The sequence below is a fragment of the Pseudomonas sp. B15(2017) genome (assembly GCF_002113215.1).
GTDB lineage: Bacteria > Pseudomonadota > Gammaproteobacteria > Pseudomonadales > Pseudomonadaceae > Aquipseudomonas.
The window spans coordinates 129857-154115 of the sequence record NZ_NEJZ01000009.1 but is presented as its reverse complement, the minus strand read 5'-3'; the positions used below and the strand labels follow the sequence as shown (position 1 = coordinate 154115).

Annotated in this window: 20 protein-coding genes and 1 pseudogene; 11 read left to right on the top strand and 10 right to left on the bottom strand. The window is 59.7% G+C overall.

From position 1 onward, the window contains the following. Positions 1-147 precede the first annotated feature (147 nt). Positions 148-504: a hypothetical protein gene (locus CAF73_RS15290; protein WP_007950973.1), complete on the top strand. Its 357-nt coding sequence runs from the start codon at positions 148-150 to the stop codon at positions 502-504. A 70-nt stretch (positions 505-574) separates the two neighbouring features. Then, positions 575-1069: a GreA/GreB family elongation factor gene (locus CAF73_RS15285; protein ID WP_085703154.1), complete on the top strand. Its 495-nt coding sequence runs from the start codon at positions 575-577 to the stop codon at positions 1067-1069. A 10-nt stretch (positions 1070-1079) separates the two neighbouring features. Here CAF73_RS15285 and gdhA read toward each other — a convergent pair whose 3' ends face one another. Together gdhA and ettA are read right to left on the bottom strand one after the other, a co-directional pair. Further along, entirely contained in the window at positions 1080-2417 is a 1338-nt protein-coding gene (gene gdhA, locus CAF73_RS15280; protein ID WP_085703153.1) for an NADP-specific glutamate dehydrogenase, read from the bottom strand. Between the two features lie 193 nt (positions 2418-2610). Next, positions 2611-4275 (bottom strand): energy-dependent translational throttle protein EttA, encoded by a 1665-nt coding sequence (ettA, locus tag CAF73_RS15275; protein ID WP_085697543.1) that lies wholly within the window; start codon positions 4273-4275, stop codon positions 2611-2613. A gap of 434 nt (positions 4276-4709) precedes the next feature. Here ettA and morA point away from each other — a divergent pair, with 434 nt between their 5' ends. The 5 genes from morA to CAF73_RS15250 all read left to right on the top strand — a co-directional run bounded on the left by morA (position 4710) and on the right by CAF73_RS15250 (position 13131). Beyond that, positions 4710-8558 carry a cyclic di-GMP receptor MorA gene (gene morA / locus CAF73_RS15270; protein WP_085697544.1) on the top strand — a complete coding sequence of 1283 codons (3849 nt, stop codon included), beginning with the start codon at positions 4710-4712 and terminating at the stop codon, positions 8556-8558. Between the two features lie 240 nt (positions 8559-8798). Then, entirely contained in the window at positions 8799-10052 is a 1254-nt protein-coding gene (gene glyA / locus CAF73_RS15265) for a serine hydroxymethyltransferase (RefSeq protein WP_085697545.1), read from the top strand. Between the two features lie 276 nt (positions 10053-10328). Further along, positions 10329-11642 carry a C4-dicarboxylate transporter DctA gene (locus CAF73_RS15260; protein WP_085608708.1) on the top strand — a complete coding sequence of 438 codons (1314 nt, stop codon included), beginning with the start codon at positions 10329-10331 and terminating at the stop codon, positions 11640-11642. A 49-nt stretch (positions 11643-11691) separates the two neighbouring features. Continuing rightward, positions 11692-12396: a FadR/GntR family transcriptional regulator gene (locus CAF73_RS15255; RefSeq protein ID WP_085697546.1), complete on the top strand. Its 705-nt coding sequence runs from the start codon at positions 11692-11694 to the stop codon at positions 12394-12396. A gap of 24 nt (positions 12397-12420) precedes the next feature. Then, on the top strand, positions 12421-13131 hold the full coding sequence (locus CAF73_RS15250) for a GntR family transcriptional regulator (protein WP_085703152.1): 711 nt from the start codon (positions 12421-12423) through the stop codon (positions 13129-13131). 122 nt (positions 13132-13253) lie between these two features. Here the strand turns inward: CAF73_RS15250 and yjiA are convergent, their stop codons facing one another. The 3 genes from yjiA to CAF73_RS15235 all read right to left on the bottom strand — a co-directional run bounded on the left by yjiA (position 13254) and on the right by CAF73_RS15235 (position 16669). Then, the gene (yjiA, locus tag CAF73_RS15245) at positions 13254-14228 is read right to left on the bottom strand and encodes a GTPase (RefSeq protein WP_176247737.1); all 975 of its coding nucleotides are present in this window, start codon (positions 14226-14228) and stop codon (positions 13254-13256) included. A 161-nt stretch (positions 14229-14389) separates the two neighbouring features. After that, positions 14390-14587 (bottom strand): YbdD/YjiX family protein, encoded by a 198-nt coding sequence (locus tag CAF73_RS15240; protein WP_003228401.1) that lies wholly within the window; start codon positions 14585-14587, stop codon positions 14390-14392. 15 nt (positions 14588-14602) lie between these two features. Then, positions 14603-16669 carry a carbon starvation CstA family protein gene (locus CAF73_RS15235; protein ID WP_085697548.1) on the bottom strand — a complete coding sequence of 689 codons (2067 nt, stop codon included), beginning with the start codon at positions 16667-16669 and terminating at the stop codon, positions 14603-14605. A gap of 159 nt (positions 16670-16828) precedes the next feature. Between CAF73_RS15235 and CAF73_RS15230 the strand changes: the two genes are divergently transcribed. Next, the gene (locus tag CAF73_RS15230; RefSeq protein ID WP_085697549.1) at positions 16829-17185 is read left to right on the top strand and encodes a PilZ domain-containing protein; all 357 of its coding nucleotides are present in this window, start codon (positions 16829-16831) and stop codon (positions 17183-17185) included. On the opposite strand, the gene radA is transcribed toward CAF73_RS15230, so the two are convergent. Together radA and CAF73_RS15220 are read right to left on the bottom strand one after the other, a co-directional pair. Beyond that, entirely contained in the window at positions 17186-18553 is a 1368-nt protein-coding gene (gene radA, locus CAF73_RS15225; RefSeq protein ID WP_085689697.1) for a DNA repair protein RadA, read from the bottom strand. 146 nt (positions 18554-18699) lie between these two features. Continuing rightward, positions 18700-19027 (bottom strand): annotated as a pseudogene (locus CAF73_RS15220) (catalase); the annotation flags it as partial. Positions 19028-19426: 399 nt separating this feature from the next. On the opposite strand from CAF73_RS15220, the gene mscL reads away from it, so the two are divergent. Then, on the top strand, positions 19427-19840 hold the full coding sequence (gene mscL, locus CAF73_RS15215) for a large-conductance mechanosensitive channel protein MscL (protein WP_085703151.1): 414 nt from the start codon (positions 19427-19429) through the stop codon (positions 19838-19840). 32 nt (positions 19841-19872) lie between these two features. Here mscL and CAF73_RS15210 read toward each other — a convergent pair whose 3' ends face one another. Beyond that, positions 19873-20649 carry a ferredoxin--NADP reductase gene (locus tag CAF73_RS15210; protein WP_085703150.1) on the bottom strand — a complete coding sequence of 259 codons (777 nt, stop codon included), beginning with the start codon at positions 20647-20649 and terminating at the stop codon, positions 19873-19875. A gap of 295 nt (positions 20650-20944) precedes the next feature. Here CAF73_RS15210 and CAF73_RS15205 point away from each other — a divergent pair, with 295 nt between their 5' ends. Both CAF73_RS15205 and CAF73_RS15200 read left to right on the top strand, forming a co-directional pair. Further along, positions 20945-21652: an autoinducer binding domain-containing protein gene (locus tag CAF73_RS15205; RefSeq protein WP_085703149.1), complete on the top strand. Its 708-nt coding sequence runs from the start codon at positions 20945-20947 to the stop codon at positions 21650-21652. A 176-nt stretch (positions 21653-21828) separates the two neighbouring features. Then, the gene (locus tag CAF73_RS15200; RefSeq protein ID WP_085703148.1) at positions 21829-22953 is read left to right on the top strand and encodes a class I SAM-dependent methyltransferase; all 1125 of its coding nucleotides are present in this window, start codon (positions 21829-21831) and stop codon (positions 22951-22953) included. A gap of 69 nt (positions 22954-23022) precedes the next feature. On the opposite strand, the gene CAF73_RS15195 is transcribed toward CAF73_RS15200, so the two are convergent. Both CAF73_RS15195 and cydB read right to left on the bottom strand, forming a co-directional pair. Then, positions 23023-23190, bottom strand: coding sequence for a DUF2474 domain-containing protein (locus CAF73_RS15195; protein ID WP_007950992.1), 168 nt, complete (start codon positions 23188-23190; stop codon positions 23023-23025). A gap of 58 nt (positions 23191-23248) precedes the next feature. Then, on the bottom strand, positions 23249-24256 hold the full coding sequence (cydB, locus tag CAF73_RS15190; RefSeq protein WP_085697554.1) for a cytochrome d ubiquinol oxidase subunit II: 1008 nt from the start codon (positions 24254-24256) through the stop codon (positions 23249-23251). Between the last annotated feature and the right edge of the window lie 3 nt (positions 24257-24259).

Genomic DNA, 24259 nt, shown 5'->3' with positions numbered 1-24259 from the left:
TTGAGTCTGATGGCCTCATCGCGGGCAAGCCCGCTCCCACAGGGATCTCCACTGGTTAACGAATTACTTACAGGCCTTTCACCAAAGCCCGACGAATCATCTTCTAGACTTTCCCCATAAGCCGGAAAACCGGCCCGGGAGAGTGTGATGTGGCGGTGTGCGGTTTTTGCGGGTGTATTGCTGTTGTTGGGTGGCTGTCAGAGCACCCACGAAGATTTGATTGCCAAGGGTTATCCACCGGCGTTCGCCGACGGTTTCGATGACGGTTGCATCAGCGGTCGTCAGGCGGCCGGTTCGATCAGCGGCGAGTTTCGCAAGAACGTGCCGCGTTATCTCAAGGACAAGCAATACGCCGAAGGCTGGAGCGACGGCTTCCGGCAGTGTCAGGCAATGCTGGAAAACAAGGATCGCGAACAGTATCGCAACGAGCACTGGGACGAACGCGAGCGCGCCTGGCAGCAGGAAAAGGATCAGGGTGCCGCGCGGGCTTATCGTTCGCAGTAGGTCGTTTCCAGACATCCGGCGAAACCTTTTGCCTGCGACCATGGCCCAACGGCTATAACAGGAGCCCATCATGAGTCGCGCTTTCGTCAACGAAGAGAACGCCGCTGCGCAAGCCGATCAGCCGGTCGAACGGCAGGTCAGCACCCAGCCCAATTACGTCACGCCGCAAGGGTTTGCCCAGTTGCAGGCCAAGGTCGCCGAACTGCAAACCCTGCACGCCGAAGAGGCCGCCAGGGGCGAACAGGCCGACAAGCAGCGACTGGCCGACCTCGAACGGGATTTGCGTTATTTCAATCAACGGGTCGCCAGCGCACAGGTCGCGGCCGTTCCGACCTCGACCGACAAAGTGCAGATCGGCAGTTGGGTGACCTACGCCGACGAACATAACACCGAGCGTCGGGTGCAATTGGTCGGCGAAGATCAGGCCGATGCGGCCAACGGCCTGATCAACTGGGCCTCACCGCTGGGCCGTGCGTTGCTTGGCGCGCGGCTCAACGACGAAGTGCTGTGGCAGCGCCCGGCCGGCGATCAACTGATTGAAGTGATCCGCATCGAGCGCTCGTGAACCCCGTTGCTTAAACCACGCCCTGGGCGAGCATCGCGTCGGCGACTTTGACGAAGCCGGCGATGTTCGCGCCTTTGACGTAGTTGATCCGGCCGTTTTCCTCACCGTAATGCACGCAGGCGTGGTGGATCGACTGCATGATCCCGTGCAGTTTGCTGTCCACCTCGCCGCCCGTCCACAGCAGGCGCATGGCGTTCTGCGACATTTCCAGCCCACTGACCGCCACGCCGCCGGCATTGGAGGCCTTGCCCGGCGCGAACAGAATGCCGGCCTCGATAAAGATATCCACAGCCTCAAGAGTGGTCGGCATGTTCGCGCCCTCGGCCACGCAGGTGCAGCCGTTACGCAACAAAGTGCGGGCGGATTCGGCGTCGAGTTCGTTCTGAGTCGCGCATGGCAGCGCGATGTCGCACGGCAACGACCATGGCAGCTGACGCGCACGGAACTCCAGGCCGAAGGCGCAAGCCAGTTCGCTGATCCGCCCGCGCTTGACGTTCTTCAGTTCCAGCAGCGCCAGCCATTGCTCTTCGCTCAGGCCGGCCTCGCAATACAGCGTGCCCTCGGAGTCGGACAGGGAAATCACCTTGCCGCCCAGATCCATCACTTTGCGAGCCGCGTACTGCGCAACGTTGCCGGAACCGGAGATCGCCACGCGCTTGCCTTCAACGGCCTGCTCGCGGCGCTTGAGCATTTCCTCGGCGAAGTACACGCAACCGAAACCGGTGGCTTGCGGGCGAATCAGGCTTCCGCCATAGGTCATGCCCTTGCCGGTCAGCACGCTGGTGAACTGATTGCTCAGGCGCTTGTACTGACCGAACAGGAAACCGATCTCCCGCGCACCGACACCGATGTCGCCGGCCGGCACGTCCACGTCGGCACCGATGTGGCGATACAGCTCGCTCATGAACGCCTGGCAAAAACGCATGACCTCGGCGTCGCTTTTGCCCTTCGGATCGAAGTCCGAACCGCCCTTGCCACCACCCATCGGCAGCGAGGTCAGGGAGTTCTTGAAGGTCTGTTCGAAGGCGAGGAATTTCAGTACGCCCAGGTTCACCGAAGGATGGAAGCGCAAGCCGCCCTTATACGGGCCGATGGCGCTGTTCATCTGGATGCGGAAACCGCGATTGACCTGGACCTTGCCTTGATCGTCGACCCACGACACCCGGAATACCACCGCCCGCTCCGGCTCGCAGATGCGCTCCAGAATCCCCGAGGTCAGATAGTGCGGATTGGCTTCGAGAAACGGCCACAGGCTGCGCAGGACTTCTTCGACAGCCTGGTGGAATTCGGGTTGATCCGGATCGCGTTTTTTCAGACGGGCGAGGAAGGATTCGACGGATTCGATCATGGGAAAAGTCTCGGCAAATTTGTTGTCGTTGGAGGAGATTGAGCCGGACTGTAACAAACGACATGTACACAGCAACAGACAAAAATGTCGCATTTATGAAAACAAATAGTACACACGCTATAAAACAGTCTGCATTGCAGGCAAAAAAAAGCGGAGCCCGAAGGCTCCGCTTTTTCATGCAACCAACCTGTAATCAGGCCAGTTTCTTGTGGCGTACCCGGTGTGGCTGGGCCGCTGCTTCGCCGAGGCGCTTTTTGCGATCGGCTTCGTACTCGGTGTAGTTGCCTTCGAAGAACACCGCTTGCGAGTCGTCTTCGTACGCCAGGATGTGAGTCGCGACGCGGTCAAGGAACCACCGATCGTGAGAGATCACAATGGCGGCGCCCGGGAAGTCCAGCAGGGCTTCTTCCAGGGAACGCAGGGTTTCAACGTCGAGGTCGTTGGACGGTTCGTCGAGCAGCAGGACGTTGCCGCCCTCCTTCAGGGTCAGCGCCAGGTGCAGACGACCGCGCTCACCACCGGACAGGTCCTTGACGAACTTCTGCTGGTCGCCGCCCTTGAAGTTGAAGCGACCGACGTAAGTACGCGACGGGATCTCGTAGTTTCCGATGCGAATCTGGTCGGAACCGTCGGAGATCTGCTGGAACACGGTCTTGCTGCCATCCAGGTCTTCGCGACTCTGATCCACGCAGGCCAGTTGTACGGTTTCGCCGATCTCGATGCTGCCGGAGTCCGGCGTTTCCTTGCCCATCAGCATGCGGAACAGGGTCGACTTACCGGCACCGTTACCGCCGATCACGCCGACGATGGCGCCTTTGGGCATCGAAAACGACAGGTTGTCGATCAACACGCGATCGCCGTAGCCCTTGGTGACGTTCTTGAATTCGATGACCTTGTCACCCAGGCGCGGACCGGCAGGGATGTAGATCTCGTTGGTTTCCGAACGCTTCTGGAATTCCTGCGACTGCATTTCTTCGAAGCGTTGCAGACGAGCCTTGGATTTGGACTGACGGGCCTTGGCGCCTTTGCGCACCCACTCCAGTTCTTCCTTCATGGCTTTTTCGTGAGCCGATTGCTGCTTGGATTCCTGGGCCAGACGCTCGGACTTGGCTTCCAGCCAACCCGAGTAGTTGCCCTCGTAAGGAATGCCCGCGCCGCGGTCGAGTTCCAGAATCCAGCCGGCGACGTTGTCCAGGAAGTAACGGTCGTGCGTGATCGCGACCACAGTGCCCGGGAAGTCGTGCAGGAAGTGTTCGAGCCACGCAACGGAGTCGGCATCCAGGTGGTTGGTCGGTTCGTCGAGCAGCAGCATGTCCGGAGCGGACAGCAGCAGACGGCACAGGGCCACACGACGCTTTTCACCACCGGACAGGTGCTCGACCCTGGCGTCCCAGGCCGGCAGACGCAGCGCATCGGCGGCGACTTCCAGTTGACGCTCCAGGTTGTGACCATCGCTGGCCTGCAGGATCGCTTCGAGCTTGGCCTGTTCGGCGGCCAGCTTGTCGAAGTCGGCATCCGGGTCGGCGTAGGCAGCGTAGACCTCGTCCAGACGCGCTTGCGCATCCTTGATCACGCTGACCGCTTCCTCGACCACTTCACGTACGGTCTTGGTCGGATCCAGTTGCGGCTCTTGCGGCAGGTAACCGATGTTCAGTTCCGGCATCGGGCGCGCTTCGCCTTCGAACTCGGTGTCGACGCCGGCCATGATTTTCAGCAGCGTGGATTTACCCGAACCGTTGAGGCCGAGTACGCCGATCTTGGCGCCGGGGAAGAAAGACAGCGAAATGTTTTTCAGGATTTCCCGCTTCGGCGGAACAACTTTGCCCAGCCGATGCATGGTGAAGACGTATTGAGCCATGGAGAACCTTGGGTCAGTGACTGATGAATGATTGGAGCGCAGGCGATGCCCGGCCAGACCGATGCGCGTCGTTCACTTGACCACTTGATGGCCATCAATGCGTGCGCGCGGAAAAAGTCTGAGTCTAGGAGCTGGGCCAGACGCTGTTAAAACGTAACGAGCGAAGGAAAGACAAGGCGGAAACAGGCGAGGACGCGGAGTTTACGGGTTGTAAATGAGCAGTCCGAGCCTGTTTTCAACGCAGTATTTCCGAGCGCAGTAGTTTTAACAGTGTCTGGGCTCCCGCGTAACCGGCAAAGCTACCTTAATGACAGAAGGCAGTCCAGCCGAGTGGGGCTGGCACTTCGCCACAACTCAAGGCATGCTAGCCGCCCCTTGGGCGTCCGGCTTATAGTGCACGTCGCGCCAGTCCAGCCAGACCGCAGGATTACAGTTTGTCCAACGTCACTCCGCCAGCCTCTGTGAGCAGCACCCAACCGGCGCCCGGCTCGCCCCTGCGCGGAACATTGAAAGGCGCGCTGGCGACACTGGTGCTGATGCTGCTGGCGCTGCTGTTCTGGCAGTTGCTCGATCAACTGCACGAAACCCAGAAAAACCAGCGCCAGTACACCATCGACTACACCGCCGACCTCGCCGCTCAGGTCAGCCTGAACATGGCGCTGAACGCGCAGATCGCCCTCAATCTGCTACCGATCGTCGAACAGCCCCAGTCGGCCGACGAACAGCAGGCGCTGCTGCGCAAGCTTCAGCAATCGTTGCCCGACCTGCGCAGCCTCGCGCTGCTCACCCCGTCCGGAAAAATCCTCAGCGACAGTGCCACCGACAGCCACGACGCAGATTACCTAAGCGATCTGGTGCGCCGCAGCCGCGCTCAAGCCCATTATTTCAGTAACGCCGACGACGGTTCGGTAGTGCATCTGTTACTGCATCAGGCCAGCGGCAGCACGCGCGGTTACTGGGCGCTGCGCCTGACGCCGACCTTCTTCGACGCGCTGACCAAACAGGGCGACAGCGGTATCCGCCCGTTGTGGCTGGTGGAAAACCGCGTCAATCATCAGATCATCAGCCGTGACAAAGCCCTGCCGTCCACCAAGACCAGCACCCTGACCCCGGACGATCTGGCCAACAGCGTGCTGACCGTGCCGCTGAGCAGCAGCGACTGGCAACTGCGTGGCCTGTTCGACCGCCAGCATGTGCTCGAACAACTGCTGCCGGCGTTCATCGGCAAATGCCTGTTGGGCCTGGCGCTCTCGCTGCTGCCGTTTATCGCATTGCTCAACATGCGTCGCCGTCAGCGCCAGGTGCATGAAGGGCGTCGGCGTTATCAGGATATTTTCGAAGGCACCGGCGTGGCGTTGTGCGTGCTCGATCTTTCGGGGCTCAAGCAGGTTTTCGAGAAAGCCCAGATCCAGACCAGCGACCAGCTCAAGGCCTGGCTCGACCAGCCGGCGCAGCGCCAGCAATTGCTCCACGAATTGCGGGTCACCGAGGTCAACCAGGTCGCGTTGCAATTGCTCAACGTCAATTCTTGCGATCACGCCTGGCAACTGTTGATCGACGGCCAGCCGCACAGTCAGTGCGCCATCGGCAATCAGGTACTCGACGCCGTGCTTCAGCAGCAAAAGCAGCTGGAACTGGAAATCAAACTGCCGGACATCAATGGCCGCGACCAGCACCTGTGGCTGGTGCTGCGCCTGCCTGAGGAGCAGCACGATTACAAAGCCGTGATCCTGAGCATCAATGACATTACCAGCCGCAAGCTGATCGAGCTGTCGCTGCTGGAGCGCGAAGGTTTCTGGTCGGACGTGGTGCGCACCGTGCCGGATCATCTGTACGTGCAGGATGTGATCAGCCAGCGGATGATTTTCAGCAATCACCACCTCGGCCAGACCCTCGGTTACAACCGCACCGAACTGCATCAGATGGGCGAGTACTTCTGGGAAATCCTCCTGCACCCGGAAGACGCCGACTATTACCACCGCTCGCGGCAGATGCAGCGTCACGCCGGTTACAGCCAGTTGTTGCAATGCCAGCTGCGTTTCCGTCATCGCGACGGCAAGTGGCGGCGTTTCGACATTCGCGAACAGGCGCTGGCGCGGGACAAGCACGATCAGGTCACGCGGATCATCGGCGTGGCCAAGGACATCACCGAGCAGATCGAAGCCAGCGAATCGTTGCGCGACAGCGAGCAGCGCTACCGGATGCTCGCCGAAAGCATCAGCGACGTGATTTTCTCCACCGACAGCAAACTCTCGCTGAATTACGTCAGCCCGTCGGTGCAGGCGGTGCTGGGCTATGACGCCGAATGGATTTTCCAGAACGGCTGGCAATCGACCATCGCTAACCCGCAGCAATTGAGCGGCATCTATCTCCTGATGGATCGGGTCAGCAAAGCCTTGGGCAAACCCGAGCAACTGGTGATTTTGCGTAGCCAGGTGCAGACCCAGTTGTTCCTGTTCGACTGCCTGCGCGCCGATGGCCGCAAGATCCCGATCGAACTGCGTCTGGTGCTGGTGTGGGACGAGCACGGTGCGTTCGAAGGCGTGCTCGGGGTCGGTCGCGACATCAGCCAGCAGCGCCGTGCCGAAAAAGACCTGCGCATGGCGGCCACGGTATTCGAGCACTCGACCTCGGCGATCCTGATCACCGACCCGGCCGGCTATATCGTCCAGGCCAACGAGGCGTTCAGTCGGGTCAGCGGTTACGCGGTGAGCGAGGTGCTCGACCAGTTGCCGAACATGCTGACCGTCGACGAACAGCAGGACGCGCACCTGCGCTACGTGCTCAAGCAGTTGCATCAGCACAGCACCTGGGAAGGCGAAGTCTGGCTCAAGCGCCGCAACGGCGAGCATTACCCGGCATGGGTGGGCATCACCGCCGTGCTCGACGACGAGGGCGACCTGGCCAGTTACGTGTGCTTCTTCAGCGACATCAGCGAGCGCAAGGCCAGCGAGCAGCGGATTCACCGCCTCGCCTACTACGACGCCCTGACCCACCTGCCGAACCGCACGCTGTTCCAGGATCGGCTGCACACCGCGCTGCAATCGGCCGAACGGCAGAAGTCGTGGGTGGTGCTGATGTTCCTCGACCTCGACCGTTTCAAACCGATCAACGACTCCCTGGGTCACGCGGCCGGCGACCGCATGCTCAAGGACATGGCGACACGGTTGCTGGCCTGTGTCGACGATGACGACACCGTGGCGCGGATGGGTGGCGACGAATTCACCCTGCTGCTGCAACATCGCTCCAGCCGCGAGATGGCGCTGAACCGTGCAATCCACGTGGCCGAGCAGATTCTCGCGAGCCTCGTTCGGCCGTTCGTGCTCGAAGGTCGCGAGTTCTTCGTCACCGCCAGTATCGGCATCGCCCTGAGCCCGCAGGACGGCAACGAACTCAGCCAGCTCATGAAGAACGCCGACACCGCGATGTATCACGCCAAGGAGCGCGGCAAGAACAACTTCCAGTTCTATCAGGCCGACATGAACGCCAGTGCGCTGGAGCGTCTGGAACTGGAAAGCGATCTGCGCCACGCCCTCGAGCAAAACGAATTCGTGCTGTATTACCAGCCGCAGTTCAGCGGCGACGGCAAACGCCTGACCGGTGCCGAAGCCCTGCTGCGCTGGCGTCATCCGCGTCGCGGGCTGGTGCCGCCGGGAGATTTCATTCCGGTGCTCGAAGAACTCGGGCTGGTGGTGGACGTCGGCGACTGGGTGATCAGCGAGGCCTGCCGCCAGCTCAAGACCTGGCACCAGAGCCGCGTGCGCGTGCCGAAGGTCTCGGTGAACATTTCCGCCCGGCAGTTCTCCGACGGCCAGCTCGGTACGCGGATCGCCACGATTCTCAAGGAAACCGGCCTGCCGCCGGCGTGCCTTGAACTGGAGCTGACCGAAAGTATCCTGATGCGCGAAGTCAGCGAAGCGATGCAGATCCTTGCCGGTCTGAAGAACCTCGGCCTGAGCATCGCGGTCGACGACTTCGGCACCGGTTACTCGTCGCTGAACTACCTCAAGCAATTCCCGATCGACGTGCTGAAGATCGACCGTACCTTCGTCGACGGACTGCCGTCCGGCGAGCAGGACGCGCAGATTGCCCGGGCGATCATCGCCATGGCTCACAGCCTGAATCTGGCGGTGATCGCCGAGGGTGTGGAAACCCATGAACAACTGGACTTCCTGCGCGAGCATGGCTGCGACGAGGTTCAGGGCTATCTGTTCGGACGGCCGATGCCGGCGGGACGGTTCGAGGCGCAGTTCAGCAATGATGCGCTGTTCATGTTCGACTGAAGATCAGCGGCGCGATCTTCGCGAGCAAGCTCGCTTCCACAGGGATTGATGTCGATCACAAAATCGCGGGCCGGCCTCGGTTATTGTGCGACCCGGCTGGTCAGCGAAAAGGCCGGCACGGACGCCACATATCTGGTCATGAACGCCACTTGTCTGCGACATGATGTCGTTTCATATGCCATCCAAAACCCGTTGGGTTAGAATGCCCCCCTTTTCTGCCCCCGATCCTTGAGGACCGCCATGTTCAGCCGTGATTTGACTATTGCCAAGTACGACGCCGATCTTTTTGCCGCCATGGAGCAAGAAGCCCGGCGCCAGGAAGAACACATCGAGCTGATCGCTTCGGAGAACTACACCAGCCCAGCGGTGATGGAAGCTCAAGGCTCGGTTTTGACCAACAAATACGCCGAAGGCTACCCGGGCAAGCGCTACTACGGTGGTTGCGAGTACGTCGACGTTGTCGAGCAACTGGCCATCGACCGCGCCAAGGAACTGTTCGGCGCCGACTACGCCAACGTTCAGCCGCACGCGGGTTCCCAGGCCAACGCCGCTGTTTACCTGGCCCTGCTGTCGGCCGGTGACACCATCCTGGGCATGAGCCTGGCGCACGGCGGTCACCTGACCCACGGCGCCAGCGTTTCCTCCTCCGGCAAGCTGTACAACGCCATCCAGTACGGCATCGACGCCAACGGCCTGATCGACTACGACGAAGTCGAACGCCTGGCTGTAGAACACAAGCCAAAAATGATCGTGGCCGGTTTCTCTGCCTACTCCCAGGTTCTGGACTTCCCGCGCTTCCGCGCCATCGCCGACAAGGTTGGCGCCTACCTGTTCGTCGACATGGCTCACGTGGCCGGTCTGGTCGCCGCTGGCGTCTACCCGAACCCGGTTCCGTTCGCTGACGTCGTGACCACCACCACCCACAAGACCCTGCGCGGTCCACGTGGTGGCCTGATCCTGGCCAAGGCCAACGCCGACATCGAGAAGAAGCTGAACTCCGCGGTATTCCCGGGCGCCCAGGGTGGCCCGCTGGAGCACGTGATCGCCGCCAAAGCGATCTGCTTCAAGGAAGCACTGCAGCCTGAGTTCAAGGCTTACCAGCAACAAGTGGTGAAAAACGCCCAGGCCATGGCCGGCGTGTTCATCGAGCGCGGTTTCGACGTGGTTTCCGGTGGTACTGAAAACCACCTGTTCCTGCTGTCGCTGATCAAGCAGGAAATCTCCGGTAAAGACGCCGACGCCGCTCTGGGCAAAGCGTTCATCACCGTGAACAAGAACTCCGTGCCAAACGACCCACGCTCCCCGTTCGTCACTTCCGGCCTGCGCTTCGGTACTCCGGCTGTGACCACTCGCGGCTTCAAGGAAGCGGAGTGCAAAGAGCTGGCTGGCTGGATCTGCGACATCCTGGCTGACCTGAACAACGAAGCGGTGATCGACGCCGTTCGTGAGAAAGTCAAAGCCATCTGCAAGAAACTGCCGGTATACGGCGCTTAATCGCGACGTTAAACCCGCAGCATGAAAAACCGGCCATCACTGGCCGGTTTTTTTTCGTCTGCGAAAAAGTTTTCCACACCAAACGGCTCAAGGTCGGGGCCTGGCGCCTAACTGGTCAGACCGGTCATGCCAATTCGTCATTTTTCACTTGCGATCCGCAAAAAACAGCGCCTAGACTGCACCCGCACTGGACATACCGGTAAGACCACAATAATTAAGTCCTGAATCCGATGCGCCCCGCGCAAGGCAGCCAGGACACCGACCAGGATTCCTCCCATGCTCAGATGGTGCTCGCGTTCAATCTTCCTCCAAGTGGTTCTCGGACTGGTGCTCGGCATCGTCTGCGGGCTGACCCTCCCTGAATACTCGGCCCAGCTCAAACCGCTCGGCGACGGCTTTATCAAACTGATCAAGATGCTCATCGGCCTGATCGTGTTCTGCGTGGTGGTCAGTGGCATCAGCGGCGCCGGCGACCTGAAGAAGGTCGGGCGCATCGGCCTCAAGTCGGTCATCTACTTCGAAGTGCTGACCACCATCGCCCTGGTGATCGGTCTGGTGTTCGCCTTCAGCACCGGGATCGGCAGCGGCGCCAACATCCATCTGGAGCAACTTTCCGCCGCCGACATGGGCGACATCGCCGAGCGCGGCCAGCACATGCACACCACCACTCAGTTCCTGATGGACCTGATCCCGACTTCGGTGCTCGGCGCTTTCGCCGATAACAACATCCTGCAAGTGCTGCTGTTTTCGGTGCTGTTCGGCAGCGCGTTGAATCTGGTGGGCGAAGCGGCTTCCGGGATCTCGCGGCTGATCAACGAACTGAGCCATGTGATCTTCCGGATCATGGGCATGATCGTACGTCTGGCACCGATCGGCGTGTTCGGCGCCATCGCCTTCACCACCAGCAAATATGGCCTCGATTCGCTGCAACACCTGGGCAGTCTGGTCGGTTTGTTCTACCTGACCTGCATCGCCTTCGTCGCGTTGATTCTCGGTCTGGTGATGCGCCTGTCAGGCCTGCGCATGTGGCCGTTGCTCAAGTACCTGCGTGAAGAGTTGCTGATCGTCATGGGCACCGCGTCCTCCGACGCCGTGCTGCCGCAGATCATGCGCAAGCTTGAACATCTGGGCATCGGCAGCTCGACTGTCGGGCTGGTGATTCCTACCGGTTACTCGTTCAACCTCGACGGTTTTTCGATCTACCTGACCCTGGCCATCGTGTTCATTGCCAACGCCACCGGCACGCCGCTGGCCATGACCGACCTGCTGACGATTTTGCTGGTGTCGCTGATTACCTCCAAAGGCGCCCACGGCATTCCCGGTTCGGCGCTGGTGATTCTCGCCGCCACGCTGACGGCCATCCCGGCAATTCCGGTGGTCGGTCTGGTGCTGGTACTCGCCGTGGACTGGTTCATGGGTATCGGCCGGGCGCTGACCAATCTGATCGGCAACTGCGTCGCCACCGTGGCCATCGCCCGCTGGGAAAAGGACATCGACGTGCAACGGGCGAACAAGGTGCTCAACGGCGAGCAGGGCTATAACTTTCAGCCGAGAAAAACGGTCGCTCAAGCGGCGGCCAAAGAATTCTGAATGAGCGCCGTGCCTGCGCCAATGCAGGCACGGCTCATGGAGCGAACACGTGATTACTACATCAACCGTCGTCAACTCAGTGGTCGAAAAACTCCGGGCCGCCCTCGCCCGGGGTCAGTGGCGCTCCGGCGAGATGCTGCCGGGCCAGCGTGAACTGGCCGAACAACTGGGCATCAGCCGCCCGAGCCTGCGCGAAGCAGTGATCGTGCTGGAAACCCTCGGCCTGGTGCGCTCGATGCCGGGCAAAGGCGTGGTCGTGCTGGACGCTCAGGCCGGTGACAGTCAAAGCCACGACAGCGCTGTGGCCGGCGCCAGCCTCGAAGACGTGCTGCAACTGCGCTACACCCTTGAACCGTTCATTGTCGGTCTGGTGGCGCAGTCGATCAGCAGCAAGGAAGTCGGGCAATTGCGCCTGACCCTGATGGACATGCGCGAAGCCCTCGAAGCGGGCGACAGCGAAGCCGGGGTCAGTGCCTACATCGCCTTCCACGAAGAACTGTTCACCCTGACCTCGAACCCGATTTTCCAGAGCGTGGTGCAACAGACCAGCAACGCCCTCAAGCAAAGTGCCGAAGTGCTGCGCAATTCACCGGAGCACCTGGCCGAACGCCTTGAAGAAAACGAAGCCGTGGTGCGCGCGATCCGCAGCAAGAACAGCGCACAGGCCAGTGCCGAAATGCGCCGGCACATCCTGCGTGAAGGCCAGCGGATGGGCATCGCGCTGAATATTCCGGATGACAACCTGAGCCACTGAAACGCCTCACACTGGAGACCGGCCATGAACAGTCTTGCCACGCCGTCGCACCCTCGCCCGACCTCGGCGCCCCTGCCCTTCTCCCGCCTGCACGCGCCGGTGGACGATCTGTATCCGCGCCTGCTCGACGCGATCCTCGAACAGCGCCTCGATACCGCCAGCCGTTTCACCGAAGAAAGCCTGAAGCAGATGTTCGGTGTCAGCCGCGCTGATGTGCGTCGGGTGCTGACCCAGTTGTCCCACGAACAGATCATCGTGCTGCGGGCCAACCATCGACCGCGAGTGGCCGCGCCGGACGCCGAGCAGACACGTCAGGCGCTGCACGCCCGGCGTCTGACTGAAAACACGCTGGTGCGATTGGCTTGTCAGCATGCGCAGGCTGAAGACCTGAAACGCCTGCGCGCCCTGATCGAGCGTGAGCGCCAGGCTGTGGATAAAGATCGACGCGGTGCGGCGATTCGTCTGTCCGGGGAGTTCCATTTGCAACTGGCGAAGATGGCCGGGAATGCACCGCTGGCGCATTTTCTCGGCACACTGGTGCCGCTGACCTCACTGGCGATTGCGCGATGCGGTAAGCAGACGCACAGATGTTGCGCGTGGGAGGAACATCTGGCGTTGGTTGAGGCGGTGGAGCGCAGAGATCTTTCCAAAGCCGACAGGTTGATGAATCGACATCTGGATCATCTTGAGCAGACCTTACTAGGCTCATCCCTCGAACATTGTGTTGCCGGTTGAACCGCCATCGCTGGCAAGCCAGCTCCAACAGGGTTTGAGGCGACCAAAAACATTGTGCCCGCCGCTTGACCTGTGGGAGCGGGATTGCCCGCGATGACTGCATCACAGGCACCGAACAGCCTTCAGCCTGCCGCCACCCTGGCAAACCCCGCGCGGATTTTCTCTTCCGGCAAATCATCGGCGATAAACACGATCACGCTTTCCCGCGCCTCGCCCTCGGCCCACTCGGTGTCCCAGTCGAAGCCGTAGAGTTTCAGCACGCCCTGAAACACCAGCCGACGATCTTCGCCCGCTATGTTCAACACGCCTTTGTAGCGCAGCAATTGCTTGCCGTGCTCTTCCAGCAGTTCATTCATGAATTCGCTGAGCTGATCGATATCCAGCGGCTGATCGGTACGCAGCACCAGACTGGAAATCCGGTCGATGGACGGCGCCTTGCTCACCGGCCGCAGACTCACCCCGCCGCCGAGATCGGCATTCAGATTGAAACCGCGCACATCGAGCAATTCAGCCAGATCGATGTTGCCGTGTTCGACCACGCGAATCGGCGCACGACGGTTGATGCGGGTCAGGCGTTCGCTGAGCGCAGTGAACGCTGCCTCGTCCACCAGATCGGTCTTGCTCACCAGCAAGCGGTCGGCAAAACCGATCTGCGCCTGGGCGATGGTCTGGGTCAGGTGCAACTCGGCATGAGCTGCGTCGACGAGAGTGATGATGCCGTCGAGCAAATAGCGCTCGCGCAATTCTTCGTCGATGAAAAAGGTCTGCGCCACTGGCGCCGGGTCAGCCAGGCCGGTGCATTCAATGACCAGGCGATCGAAAGCGATTTCGCCGCTGTCCAGCCGTTCGAGCAGCAGGTACAGGGCCTTGGTCAGATCGGTGTGAATGGTGCAGCAGACGCAGCCGTTGGCCAGCGTCATGACTTGCACCGGCTCGTCGCCGAGCAATTGGGCGTCGATGCCGGCGTCGCTGAATTCGTTTTCGATCACGGCGATTTTCAGGCCGTGCTCGGCTTTCAACAGGTGGCGCAGCAAGGTGGTCTTGCCGGCGCCGAGGAAACCGCTGAGCACCGTTACAGGTATTGGAGAAGACAACATCGATCCCCTTCACAAAATTGATGAACAACACAAAACAAATGTGGGAGCGGGCTTGCTCGCGAAGGGGTCGTGTCAGTCGACATCATTGCTCAATGACACACCGCTTTCGCGGGCAAGCCCGCTCCCACAGTTGGGGACTACATCAACCGAAGGCTGTCAGATCAACAGCACTTCGGCCCACCCTTGCCACCGTAACGGGCTTCCTGACGTTCACGAAAGAACATCTCGTAGCTCATCACCGGCTTGTCCGGGTGTTTGGTCTGCATATGCTCGACGTAGGTGTCGTAGTCGGGCATGCCGACCATCAGGCGCGCGGCCTGACCGAGGTATTTACCGAGGCGACTCAGGTCATTGAACATGCTGCAATCCTCTGGTTACGCGTCCGGCAGGGCCTGGAATGGCGATTCTTTGTCCGTACGCTCTTTTTTGCCCCAGGCGGCGATGCCGACCTTGAGCGCATAGAACAGGATGCTGAATACCACGAACAGGAACAGCGCGGTCAGTGTTGCGTTGGTGTAGGCGTTGAAGATCACGTGCTGCATCTGCTCGACGCTCTTGGCTGGTGCGAGCACCTGGCCTGCGGCCAGCGCATCGTTGTACTTCTTGGCCAGCGACAGGAAGCCGATCGCCGGGTTGGCGTCGAACAGCTTGATGAAGCCCGCCGTCGTGGTGCAGATCAGCAGCCAGGTGGCCGGCAGCAGGGTGACCCAGATGTAGCGCTGGCGCTTCATCTTGATCAGAACCACGGTGCCGAGCATCAGCGCGATACCGGCCAGCATCTGATTGGAGATACCGAACAGCGGCCACAGGGTGTTGATACCACCCAGCGGATCGATCACCCCCTGATACAGCAACCAGCCCCACATCGCCACACAACCGGCGGTGGCGATCAGGTTGGCAGTCCAGGATTCGGTACGTTTCAGTGCGGGTACGAAGGAACCGAGCAGGTCCTGCAGCATGAAGCGACCGGCGCGGGTACCGGCATCGACAGCGGTCAGGATGAACAGCGCTTCGAACAGGATCGCGAAGTGGTACCAGAACGCCATGGTGTTTTCACCCGGCAGGACACTGTGCAGGATCTGCGCGATACCGACCGCCAGGGTCGGCGCACCACCGGCACGGGCCAGAATGGTGGTTTCGCCGATGTCATGCGCTACGGCTTGCAGGGCATCCGGGGTAATCGCGAAGCCCCAGTTGCTGACTGCAGTCGCTACAGCCACCACATCACCGCCGACCACGGCAGCCGGGCTGTTCATGGCAAAGTACACGCCTGGCTCGATCACCGAGGCCGCGACCATGGCCATGATGGCCACGAACGATTCCATCAGCATGCCGCCGTAACCGATGTAACGGGCGTTGGTTTCGTTATCCAGCAGCTTCGGCGTGGTGCCGGACGAGATCAGCGCGTGGAAACCCGATACCGCACCGCACGCGATGGTGATGAACAGGAACGGGAACAGGCCGCCCTTCCATACCGGGCCGGTGCCGTCGACGAACTGGGTCAGGGCCGGCATTTTCAGCTCGGGCATGGTCACCAGGATGCCGATCGCCAGGGCGACGATGGTACCGATCTTGAGGAAGGTGGAGAGGTAGTCACGCGGGGCAAGGATCAGCCACACCGGAAGAACGGCGGCGACGAAGCCATAACCGATCAGCATCCAGGTGATTTGCACGCCGGTGAAGCTGAAGGCCTTGGCCCAGACCGGATCGGCGGCAATCTGCCCGCCCAGCCAGATAGAACCGAGCAGCAGCAAAACGCCGATGACCGAAATCTCGCCGATGCGGCCCGGACGGATGTAGCGCATGTAGATGCCCATGAACATCGCGATAGGGATGGTCGCCATTACGGTGAAGATGCCCCACGGGCTCTCCGCCAAGGCTTTCACCACGATCAGCGCCAGCACCGCGAGGATGATGATCATGATCAGGAAGCAGCCGAACAGGGCGATGGTGCCGGGGATGCGGCCCATTTCTTCACGCACCATGTCGCCCAGGGAACGGCCGTTGCGACGGGTGGACATGAACAGGACCATGAAGTCCTGCACCGCGCCCGCCAGCACCACGCCGGCGATCAGCCACAGCGTACCGGGCAGATAGCCCATCTGCGCCGCCAGTACCGGGCCGACCAGCGGCCCCGCGCCGGCGATGGCCGCAAAGTGGTGACCGAAGAGAATGTGTTTGTTGGTCGGAACGTAGTCCAGACCGTCATTGTTGAGCACGGCGGGGGTGGCCCGACGCGGATCGAGTTGCATCACATTGTTAGCGATGAACAGACTGTAGTAACGATACGCAACCAGATAGATGGCCACGGCGGCGACCACAATCCACAAGGCGTTGATCGCCTCGCCTCGGCGCAATGCCACTACGCCCAGGGCGCACGCTCCTACGATTGCCAGCAGCAGCCAGGGTAAGTGGCGTAGCAGGCTATTATTATTTTTCATTTTATTATTCCAGCCAGGGTGGACAAGAAAGACAGCCACCCCGAGTTTAGCGCTACTGGCGGCAAAGGCCATACCCCGACATTGGTCTGACGCCCCGCCGTACTGGCAGCGCTCGATGAGGCGGGTCTATAGTCAGCGTACTTTCAAGAGGATTGCGCCATGAGCGAGCGTCGCCGCTTCAAACGTATTGCGTTCGATGCCAAGACCGAATTGAGCCAGGGCGAGTACATCTGGCCGGTGAAATTGATCGACCTGTCGCTCAAGGGCCTATTGATCGAAAAACCGGAACCGTGGCTGGGGGATGAAACGCAGGACTTTAACGTCGACATTCATTTGAGCAACGACATCGACATTCAGATGGATGTGCAACTGGCGCACGACGATCATGGCCAACTGGGTTTCCAGTGCCGGCACATCAGCCTGGAATCGATCCAGCGCCTGCGACGCCTGATCGAACTCAACCTCGGGGATGAGGCCGAGCTCGAACGGGAGCTTGGCGCGTTGATGGAACTCTGATTACTCGAACAACGAGTCCAGCGCCTGCTCCAGCCGCGTCACCGCTATGATCTGCAACCCTGCCGGCGCTTCCTTCGGCGCGTTGCCCTTTGGCACGATCGCGCGCTTGAAGCCGTGCTTGGCGGCCTCCTTCAGACGCTCCTGACCGCTCGGCACCGGGCGCACTTCGCCGGACAGACCGACTTCACCGAACACCAGCAAGTCGTGGGGCAGCGGACGATTACGCAGGCTCGACATGACGGCGGCCATCAACGCCAGGTCGGAGGCGGTTTCCAGTACTTTCACCCCGCCGACCACGTTGAGGAACACGTCCTGATCGTGGGTCGGAATGCCGCCATGACGATGCAGAACAGCCAACAACATCGCCAGACGATTCTGGTCCAGACCCAGGGTGACTCGACGCGGGTTGGCCAAGTGACTGTCATCCACCAGCGCCTGGACCTCCACCAGCATCGGCCGGGTGCCTTCCCACGTCGCCATGACCACGCTGCCCGGGACTTCTTCCTGAGCACGTGTGAGAAAAATCGCCGAAGGGTTGGAGACTTCTTTCAGGCCCTTGTCGGTCATGCCGAATACGCCGAGTTCATTGACCGCGCCGAAACGGTTTTTCACCGCCCGCAGCAAACGCAACCGACCGTCGGATTCGCCTTCGAAATACAGCACGGTGTCGACCATATGCTCCAGAACGCGCGGCCCTGCGAGCGCGCCTTCCTTGGTCACGTGGCCGACCAGGAAAATCGCCGTACCGCTTTGCTTGGCGTACCGCACCAGCAGTGCCGCACTTTCGCGCACCTGGGACACGCCACCCGGTGCCGATTGCAGTTGTTCGGTGAAGATCGTCTGGATCGAGTCGATCACCATCACCTTGGGCTTTTCCTGGCGGGCGGTGGCGATGATGGTTTCGATGCAGGTTTCGGTCATGACCCGCAATTGATCCTGGGGCAGGCCCAGGCGACGGGCGCGCATGGCAACCTGTTGTTGGGATTCTTCGCCAGTGACATACAGCGCCGGCATGTTCTTGGCGAGGTTGCACAGGGTCTGTAACAGAATCGTCGATTTGCCGATGCCAGGATCACCGCCGATCAGTACCACCGAACCGTCCACCAGGCCACCGCCGAGCACTCGGTCGAGTTCGCCGGAGGCTGTGGAAAAACGTGGAATTTCTTCGATGCTGACTTCGGCCAGGGTCTTGATCTGGGCCTGCTGCCCGGCCCAGCCGGTGCGCCCGCTCGGAGCGGCGGCACCGCCGCTCTCGACCATGGTTTCGGTCAGGGTATTCCAGGCGCCGCATTCGCCGCACTGCCCGGCCCACTTGGGAAAGGTTGCGCCGCACTCGGTGCAGCCGTACATGCGCTTGGCCTTGGCCATCTGAACCCCCGGCAAAAACCGCGATGATAACGCAGCCATCACCCATCAGCGCGGCGCATCGGGACAGATTTCTCCGCCGGCCAGACGCGCGACGGTGCTGCCGGTCAATTGCCGGAAATTGAAAGATCTCGCCGTCACTCGACCAACTCAAGAGAATCGAAATCAAACTTGGACAAATCTTGCGAATTCAAAACTTGAATGTACAAGTTCTATTTTAAAGTTTTCCTTGTAAATATTTGTTACCAATTGTCAGTCACACTTCTGTAATTCCGGCCCTCAACTTGCACAACTTGTTGCGGATGCCCTGCAAACTTTTCCAGTGAAACTTCAAATAGTGCAAATCACCTTTGTTATTGACCAATCTGTAGGCATGCACACTGTTCCCGTCCACCTCCCGATAACGGGCTGGTGCCCCTGAGTTGGAATACAACTGGATCAATGTGCGGGTGGTTTCGGTACATGGGAGAAGAAGTCGCCGACCGCCGGACCGTTGTCACGGGCAGCGGTGTAGCGTTCACGGAAAAGGTCAATAAGCTGGCGACCAATACACCAACGCTGCGCGGAATAAACCCCTGAATAAAGTGTGGAATTACTTCAGATTCCTTTGTTTTTGAGGCGCATCCAGGTGCGCCAGACACAGGCCAGGAGCTCGGTTCGCCACACCTGAGAAAGATCGCTACGCCGTGATTGAACGTTTTTTCTTCAGGATCAGCCGCTTGCAGCGTATTCCGCGCGCGATTGGTGGCACTTTGCAAACTAATCGAGAATTGATGTGTCGATAAAAACGGGCTTTGTAAGAAGGTGTTACGCGCAGGACGCGTTATGCTGATTTACACTGCGTACACCAAACTCATCTGTAACAAGGAAATAACTATGGGCGTGCTCAGCGAGTTCAAGGCCTTCGCGGTCAAAGGCAATGTGGTCGACATGGCCGTTGGTATCATCATCGGCGCAGCCTTTGGCAAGATCGTTTCGTCGTTCGTCGGCGATGTAATCATGCCGCCAATCGGCCTGCTGATCGGCGGGGTGGATTTCAGTGACCTGGCTATTACGCTGAAAGCCGCCGAGGGCAGTGCCCCTGCGGTGGTGCTGGCTTACGGTAAATTCATCCAGAGCGTTCTTGATTTCGTGATCGTCGCCTTCGCGATTTTCATGGGCGTCAAAGTCATCAATCGCTTGAAGCGCGAAGAAGCCGTGGCGCCTACCTTGCCGCCGGTACCGACCAAGGAAGAAGAACTGCTGGGCGAGATCCGCGATCTGCTGAAGGCCCGGAACAACCGGCCTTGAAGACTGAAACGGCGCCTGAGGGCGCCGTTTTCTTACCAGTAGTTTTCCACCGCTACCTGCCCCGGTCGCCGAGTCAGGCTCAAGGCCATGCCGCGTTGCTTGAGCAAGGCCCGGGTGTCATCGATCATCTGTGGATTACCGCAGAGCATGACTCGCGAATGCGCCGGCGTCAGCTCGACGCCTGCCATCCTCTCCAGCTCGCCATTTTCGATCAGCGTGGTGATGCGCCCGTTGAGAGCGCCGGCATACGGTTCACGGGTGACCACCGGAATAAACTGGAATTTATGAGCATATTCAGTCAGATAGTCGCGCTGCGTCAGCTCGGCAATCAGCTGCTGATAGGCCAGTTCCCGAGCTTCTCGCACGCTGTAGACCAGGATGATTCGTTCAAACTTCTCCCACACCTCAAAGTCCTGAAGGATCGACAGAAACGGCGCCACCCCCGTTCCTGTGGATAACAACCAGAAATCGCGGCCATCAATGAAGCGATCCAGCGTCAGATATCCAAAGGCCTGGCGCTCGATCAGCAAGCTGTCGCCCGCCTTCAGCCGGCTCAGTTCGCTGGTGAATTCGCCGCCTGGTACCACGATGGAGAAAAATTCAAGAAACTCGTCGTAAGGCGAAGACACCATCGAGTAGGCGCGCCACACCGTGCTGCCGTCCTCACGAGTGACTCCGATCCGCGCGAATTGCCCGGCGCGGAAACGGAAACCGACATCCCGCGTGGTACGAAGGGTAAACAGGTTCGGGGTCAGCGGTTGAACATCGAGCAATGTCTGACGGCTGTATTTTTCGCTGCTGGCTGTCATTGGGTCACTCCATCAACAAGGACCCGATTGTCACGCATTAATCAATATTGAAACACTGACAGTTTGTAATGGCATGCAATAGTGTCACTGCTCTAAAAAATCTAATTAACTCAAAAATCAAAGATGATTAAATGATTTCTGACATATAGATATTTTTTAGATATTCCAATTAGACACCCCGCCCAAGAACAAAAAAAACTAAACGGCTACGTAGGAAGCGTCCTACACTCCAATCCGTGCTGAATAAATTGGATCCAACAACCAGCACCCCAGCGTTTTTTGGAGAAGAGCCAAAATGGAAAGGTGGAAGGAATTTCAGATTGAACAAATGACGCGCGCGAAGGAAATCGAGAATGCTTTCCCGATTTTGAAAAATTTTGCCAACAATATTGGCTTCCAGTTTTGTGGCATTACAATATCGCGGCCTGCCTCTCAATCTTTTAAACCGTTTTGCATCAATAACTTCACGCCTGAATGGAACGCAGAATACGAAGAAATTTACAGCATTGATGATCCAATAACAGCATATTGCTATCAGTCTATGTTGCCATTTCTCTGGAGCAGAAAAGCGTTCTCAAAGGCACCCCTCATGTGGAGCGCGCTTCAAAATCATGGAATGGGACATGGCTGGTCGCAGTCGTATCACAACGAAGAACATGGCGTGTGCTGCACAATCAGCCTGGCAAGAACCCATTGCGAAATTTATGCCCTTGAGTTGTACAACGAATACGGAGTGTTGCAATACGTCTTGCAGCATTTGAGTGAGTTGTTCGTCACTGCCCTCCCGCCAATGCCGGCCAAACCACCACCCGTGCGATTGTCCATACGCGAGATCGAGATCGTCAGGCTGTGTGCCTTGGGCAAGACCGCCTGGGAAATCGGCCAGATTCTGAATGTAGCCGAACGAACCGTGAACTATCACATCAAAAACCTGATCATCAAGTTCAATACCTGCAACAAGATTTCAGCCGTCATCGCCGCCGCCAAGGCCGGATATCTCTAGATCAATCTCGAACACCGCCCTGAAATCAGACGAGTATTACCAACAAAAAAAACGTACCATTTGCAGCCTTCCTGAGTGATGTCGCAGGTCTTTCGCGCCGCTGTCCACTCGGTCGGTTCCGCCGCACGATACCCTGAGCCGCGGGACACCCCTCGATTACCCAGAGTCCCCGCCCCATGCCTTTGCTCGATACGCCCTTCGCCCAGCTTGATCTGATCCGCCAGCCCGAACAGCAGAACGAACCGCTGCAAGCTTTCGATGCGGCTGACGAATACCTGCTCAATCATCTGGCCGAACAGAATCTGCCGGCGGATACCCGAGTATTGGTGCTCAACGACAGTTTCGGCGCGCTGGCCATCAGCCTCGCAGGCAAAGTGCAGATCAGCACCAGCGGTGATTCGTTCCTGGCGTTTCAGGGGCTGGAAAAAAACCTGCTGCGCAATGGCCAGGTGTTTGATGCTCTCCGAGGCGTTCCCGCCAGCGAACCATTGGTCGGGCCGTTCGACCGGGTACTGATCCGCGTACCGAAAACCCTGGCGCTGCTGGAAGAGCAATTGATTCGCCTGCAAGGCCAATTGGCACCCGGTGCGCAAGTGGTAGCAGCGGCGATGGTCAAGCATTTGCCCCGCGCCGCCGGTGATCTTCTGGAGCGCTACATCGGGCCGGTCCAGGCTTCGCTGGCAGTGAAGAAGGCGCGCTTGCTGATTGCCACGCCCGAGGCCAAGGCACCCGCCGTCTCGCCCTACCCGACCCGTTATCGCCTCGACGAGCCGGCCATCGAACTGCTCAACCACGCCAACGTGTTCTGCCGTGAAGGGCTGGACATCGGCACCCGCGCCTTCCTTCCGCATCTGCCAAAAAACCTCGGCTCGGCACGAGTTGCCGACCTAGGCTGCGGCAACGGCGTACTGGCCATCGCCAGCGCCCTGCAAAACCCCGAGGCGCATTACACGCTGGTGGACGAATCGTTCATGGCCGTGCAATCCGCCGCCGAAAACTGGCGTGCGGCGCTGGGCGACCGTGAAGTGATCGTGCGCGCCGGCGACGGTCTGGCCGGGCAGCAAGCACAATCGCTGGACGTAGTACTGTGCAACCCGCCATTCCATCAGCAACAGGTGGTTGGCGACTTCCTCGCCTGGCGCATGTTCCAGCAGGCCCGCGAAGCGCTGGTGGTTGGCGGTGCGCTGTACATCGTCGGCAACCGTCATTTGGGTTATCACAACAAACTGGCGCGGCTGTTCCGGGGCGTCGAGCAAGTCGCGGCCACACCAAAGTTCGTGATTCTCAAGGCGCGCAAATAATCCGGGCAAAAAAAACCCTCCGGTCGGAGGGTCAAGAATCCGTGCCGCAAGGCAACGGGATGGGAAGTCTCAGTGCGTGGTCAGGCCTGCTGCATTCATGAACATGCGCATCAGGCTGGCGACGATGAACAATGCGCCGACGCTGCCGACCCAAATCATGGCCAACCAGCCAAGCCGCTGCCACAGCGGCTTTTTTTCGGCTTCTTCAATGTCGTGCAGGGAATGTTTGCCGGTCATGCTTGCATCCTCCGGTTGAGGGGAGATGGCGCCGCTCTCGGCGCCATCGTGATCACGCCTAGTGATAACCGTCTTCGTGGGTGACCTTGCCGCGGAACACGTAGTAGCTCCAGAAGGTGTAACCCAGGATGAACGGGATGATGAACAGCGTGCCCACCAGCATGAATCCCTGGCTTTGCGGCGGTGCGGCGGCGTCCCAGATCGAGATCGACGGCGGCACGATGTTCGGCCACAGGCTGATGCCCAGACCGCTGTAGCCGAGGAAGATCAGCACCAGGGTCAGCAGGAACGGCATGTAGTTGGCATTGCGTGCCACCGCGCGAATCAGACCGTACATCGTCACCAGCACCAGAATCGGCACCGGCATGAACCAGAACAGGTTCGGCATGCTGAACCAGCGCGTCGCAATTTCCGGGTGGGCCAGCGGCGTCCACAGACTGACGATGCCAATTACCGCCAACAGCACGAAGGCCAGCGGACGCGCCAGGTCATGCATCTGTTCCTGCAGCTTGCCTTCGGTCTTCATGATGAGCCAGGTGCAACCGAGCAACGCGTACGCCACCACCAGCGCGGCGCCGCAGAACAGCGTGAACGGCGTCAGCCAGTCCAGTGAGCCGCCGGCGTATTGCCGGTTGACCACGGGCAAGCCATCGATGAACGCGCCCAGCGCCACGCCCTGGAAGAACGTCGCCGCCACCGAACCACCGATGAATGCCTTGTCCCACAAATGACGCTTGTCGTCCTTGGCCTTGAAACGGAACTCGAACGCCACGCCGCGGAAAATCAGCCCGATCAGCATGAAGATCAGCGGCAGGTACAGCGCCGACAGCACCACCGAATAGGCCAGCGGGAACGCGCCGAACAACGCCGCGCCGCCCAGTACCAGCCAGGTTTCATTGCCGTCCCATACCGGGGCGACGGTGTTCATCATTACGTCCCGGTCGGTCTTGCCGGGGATGAACGGGAAGAGAATCCCGATCCCCAGGTCGAAACCGTCCATCACCACGTACATCATGATCCCGAAGATGATGATCACGGCCCAGATCAGCGGAAGATCAATACCCATGAC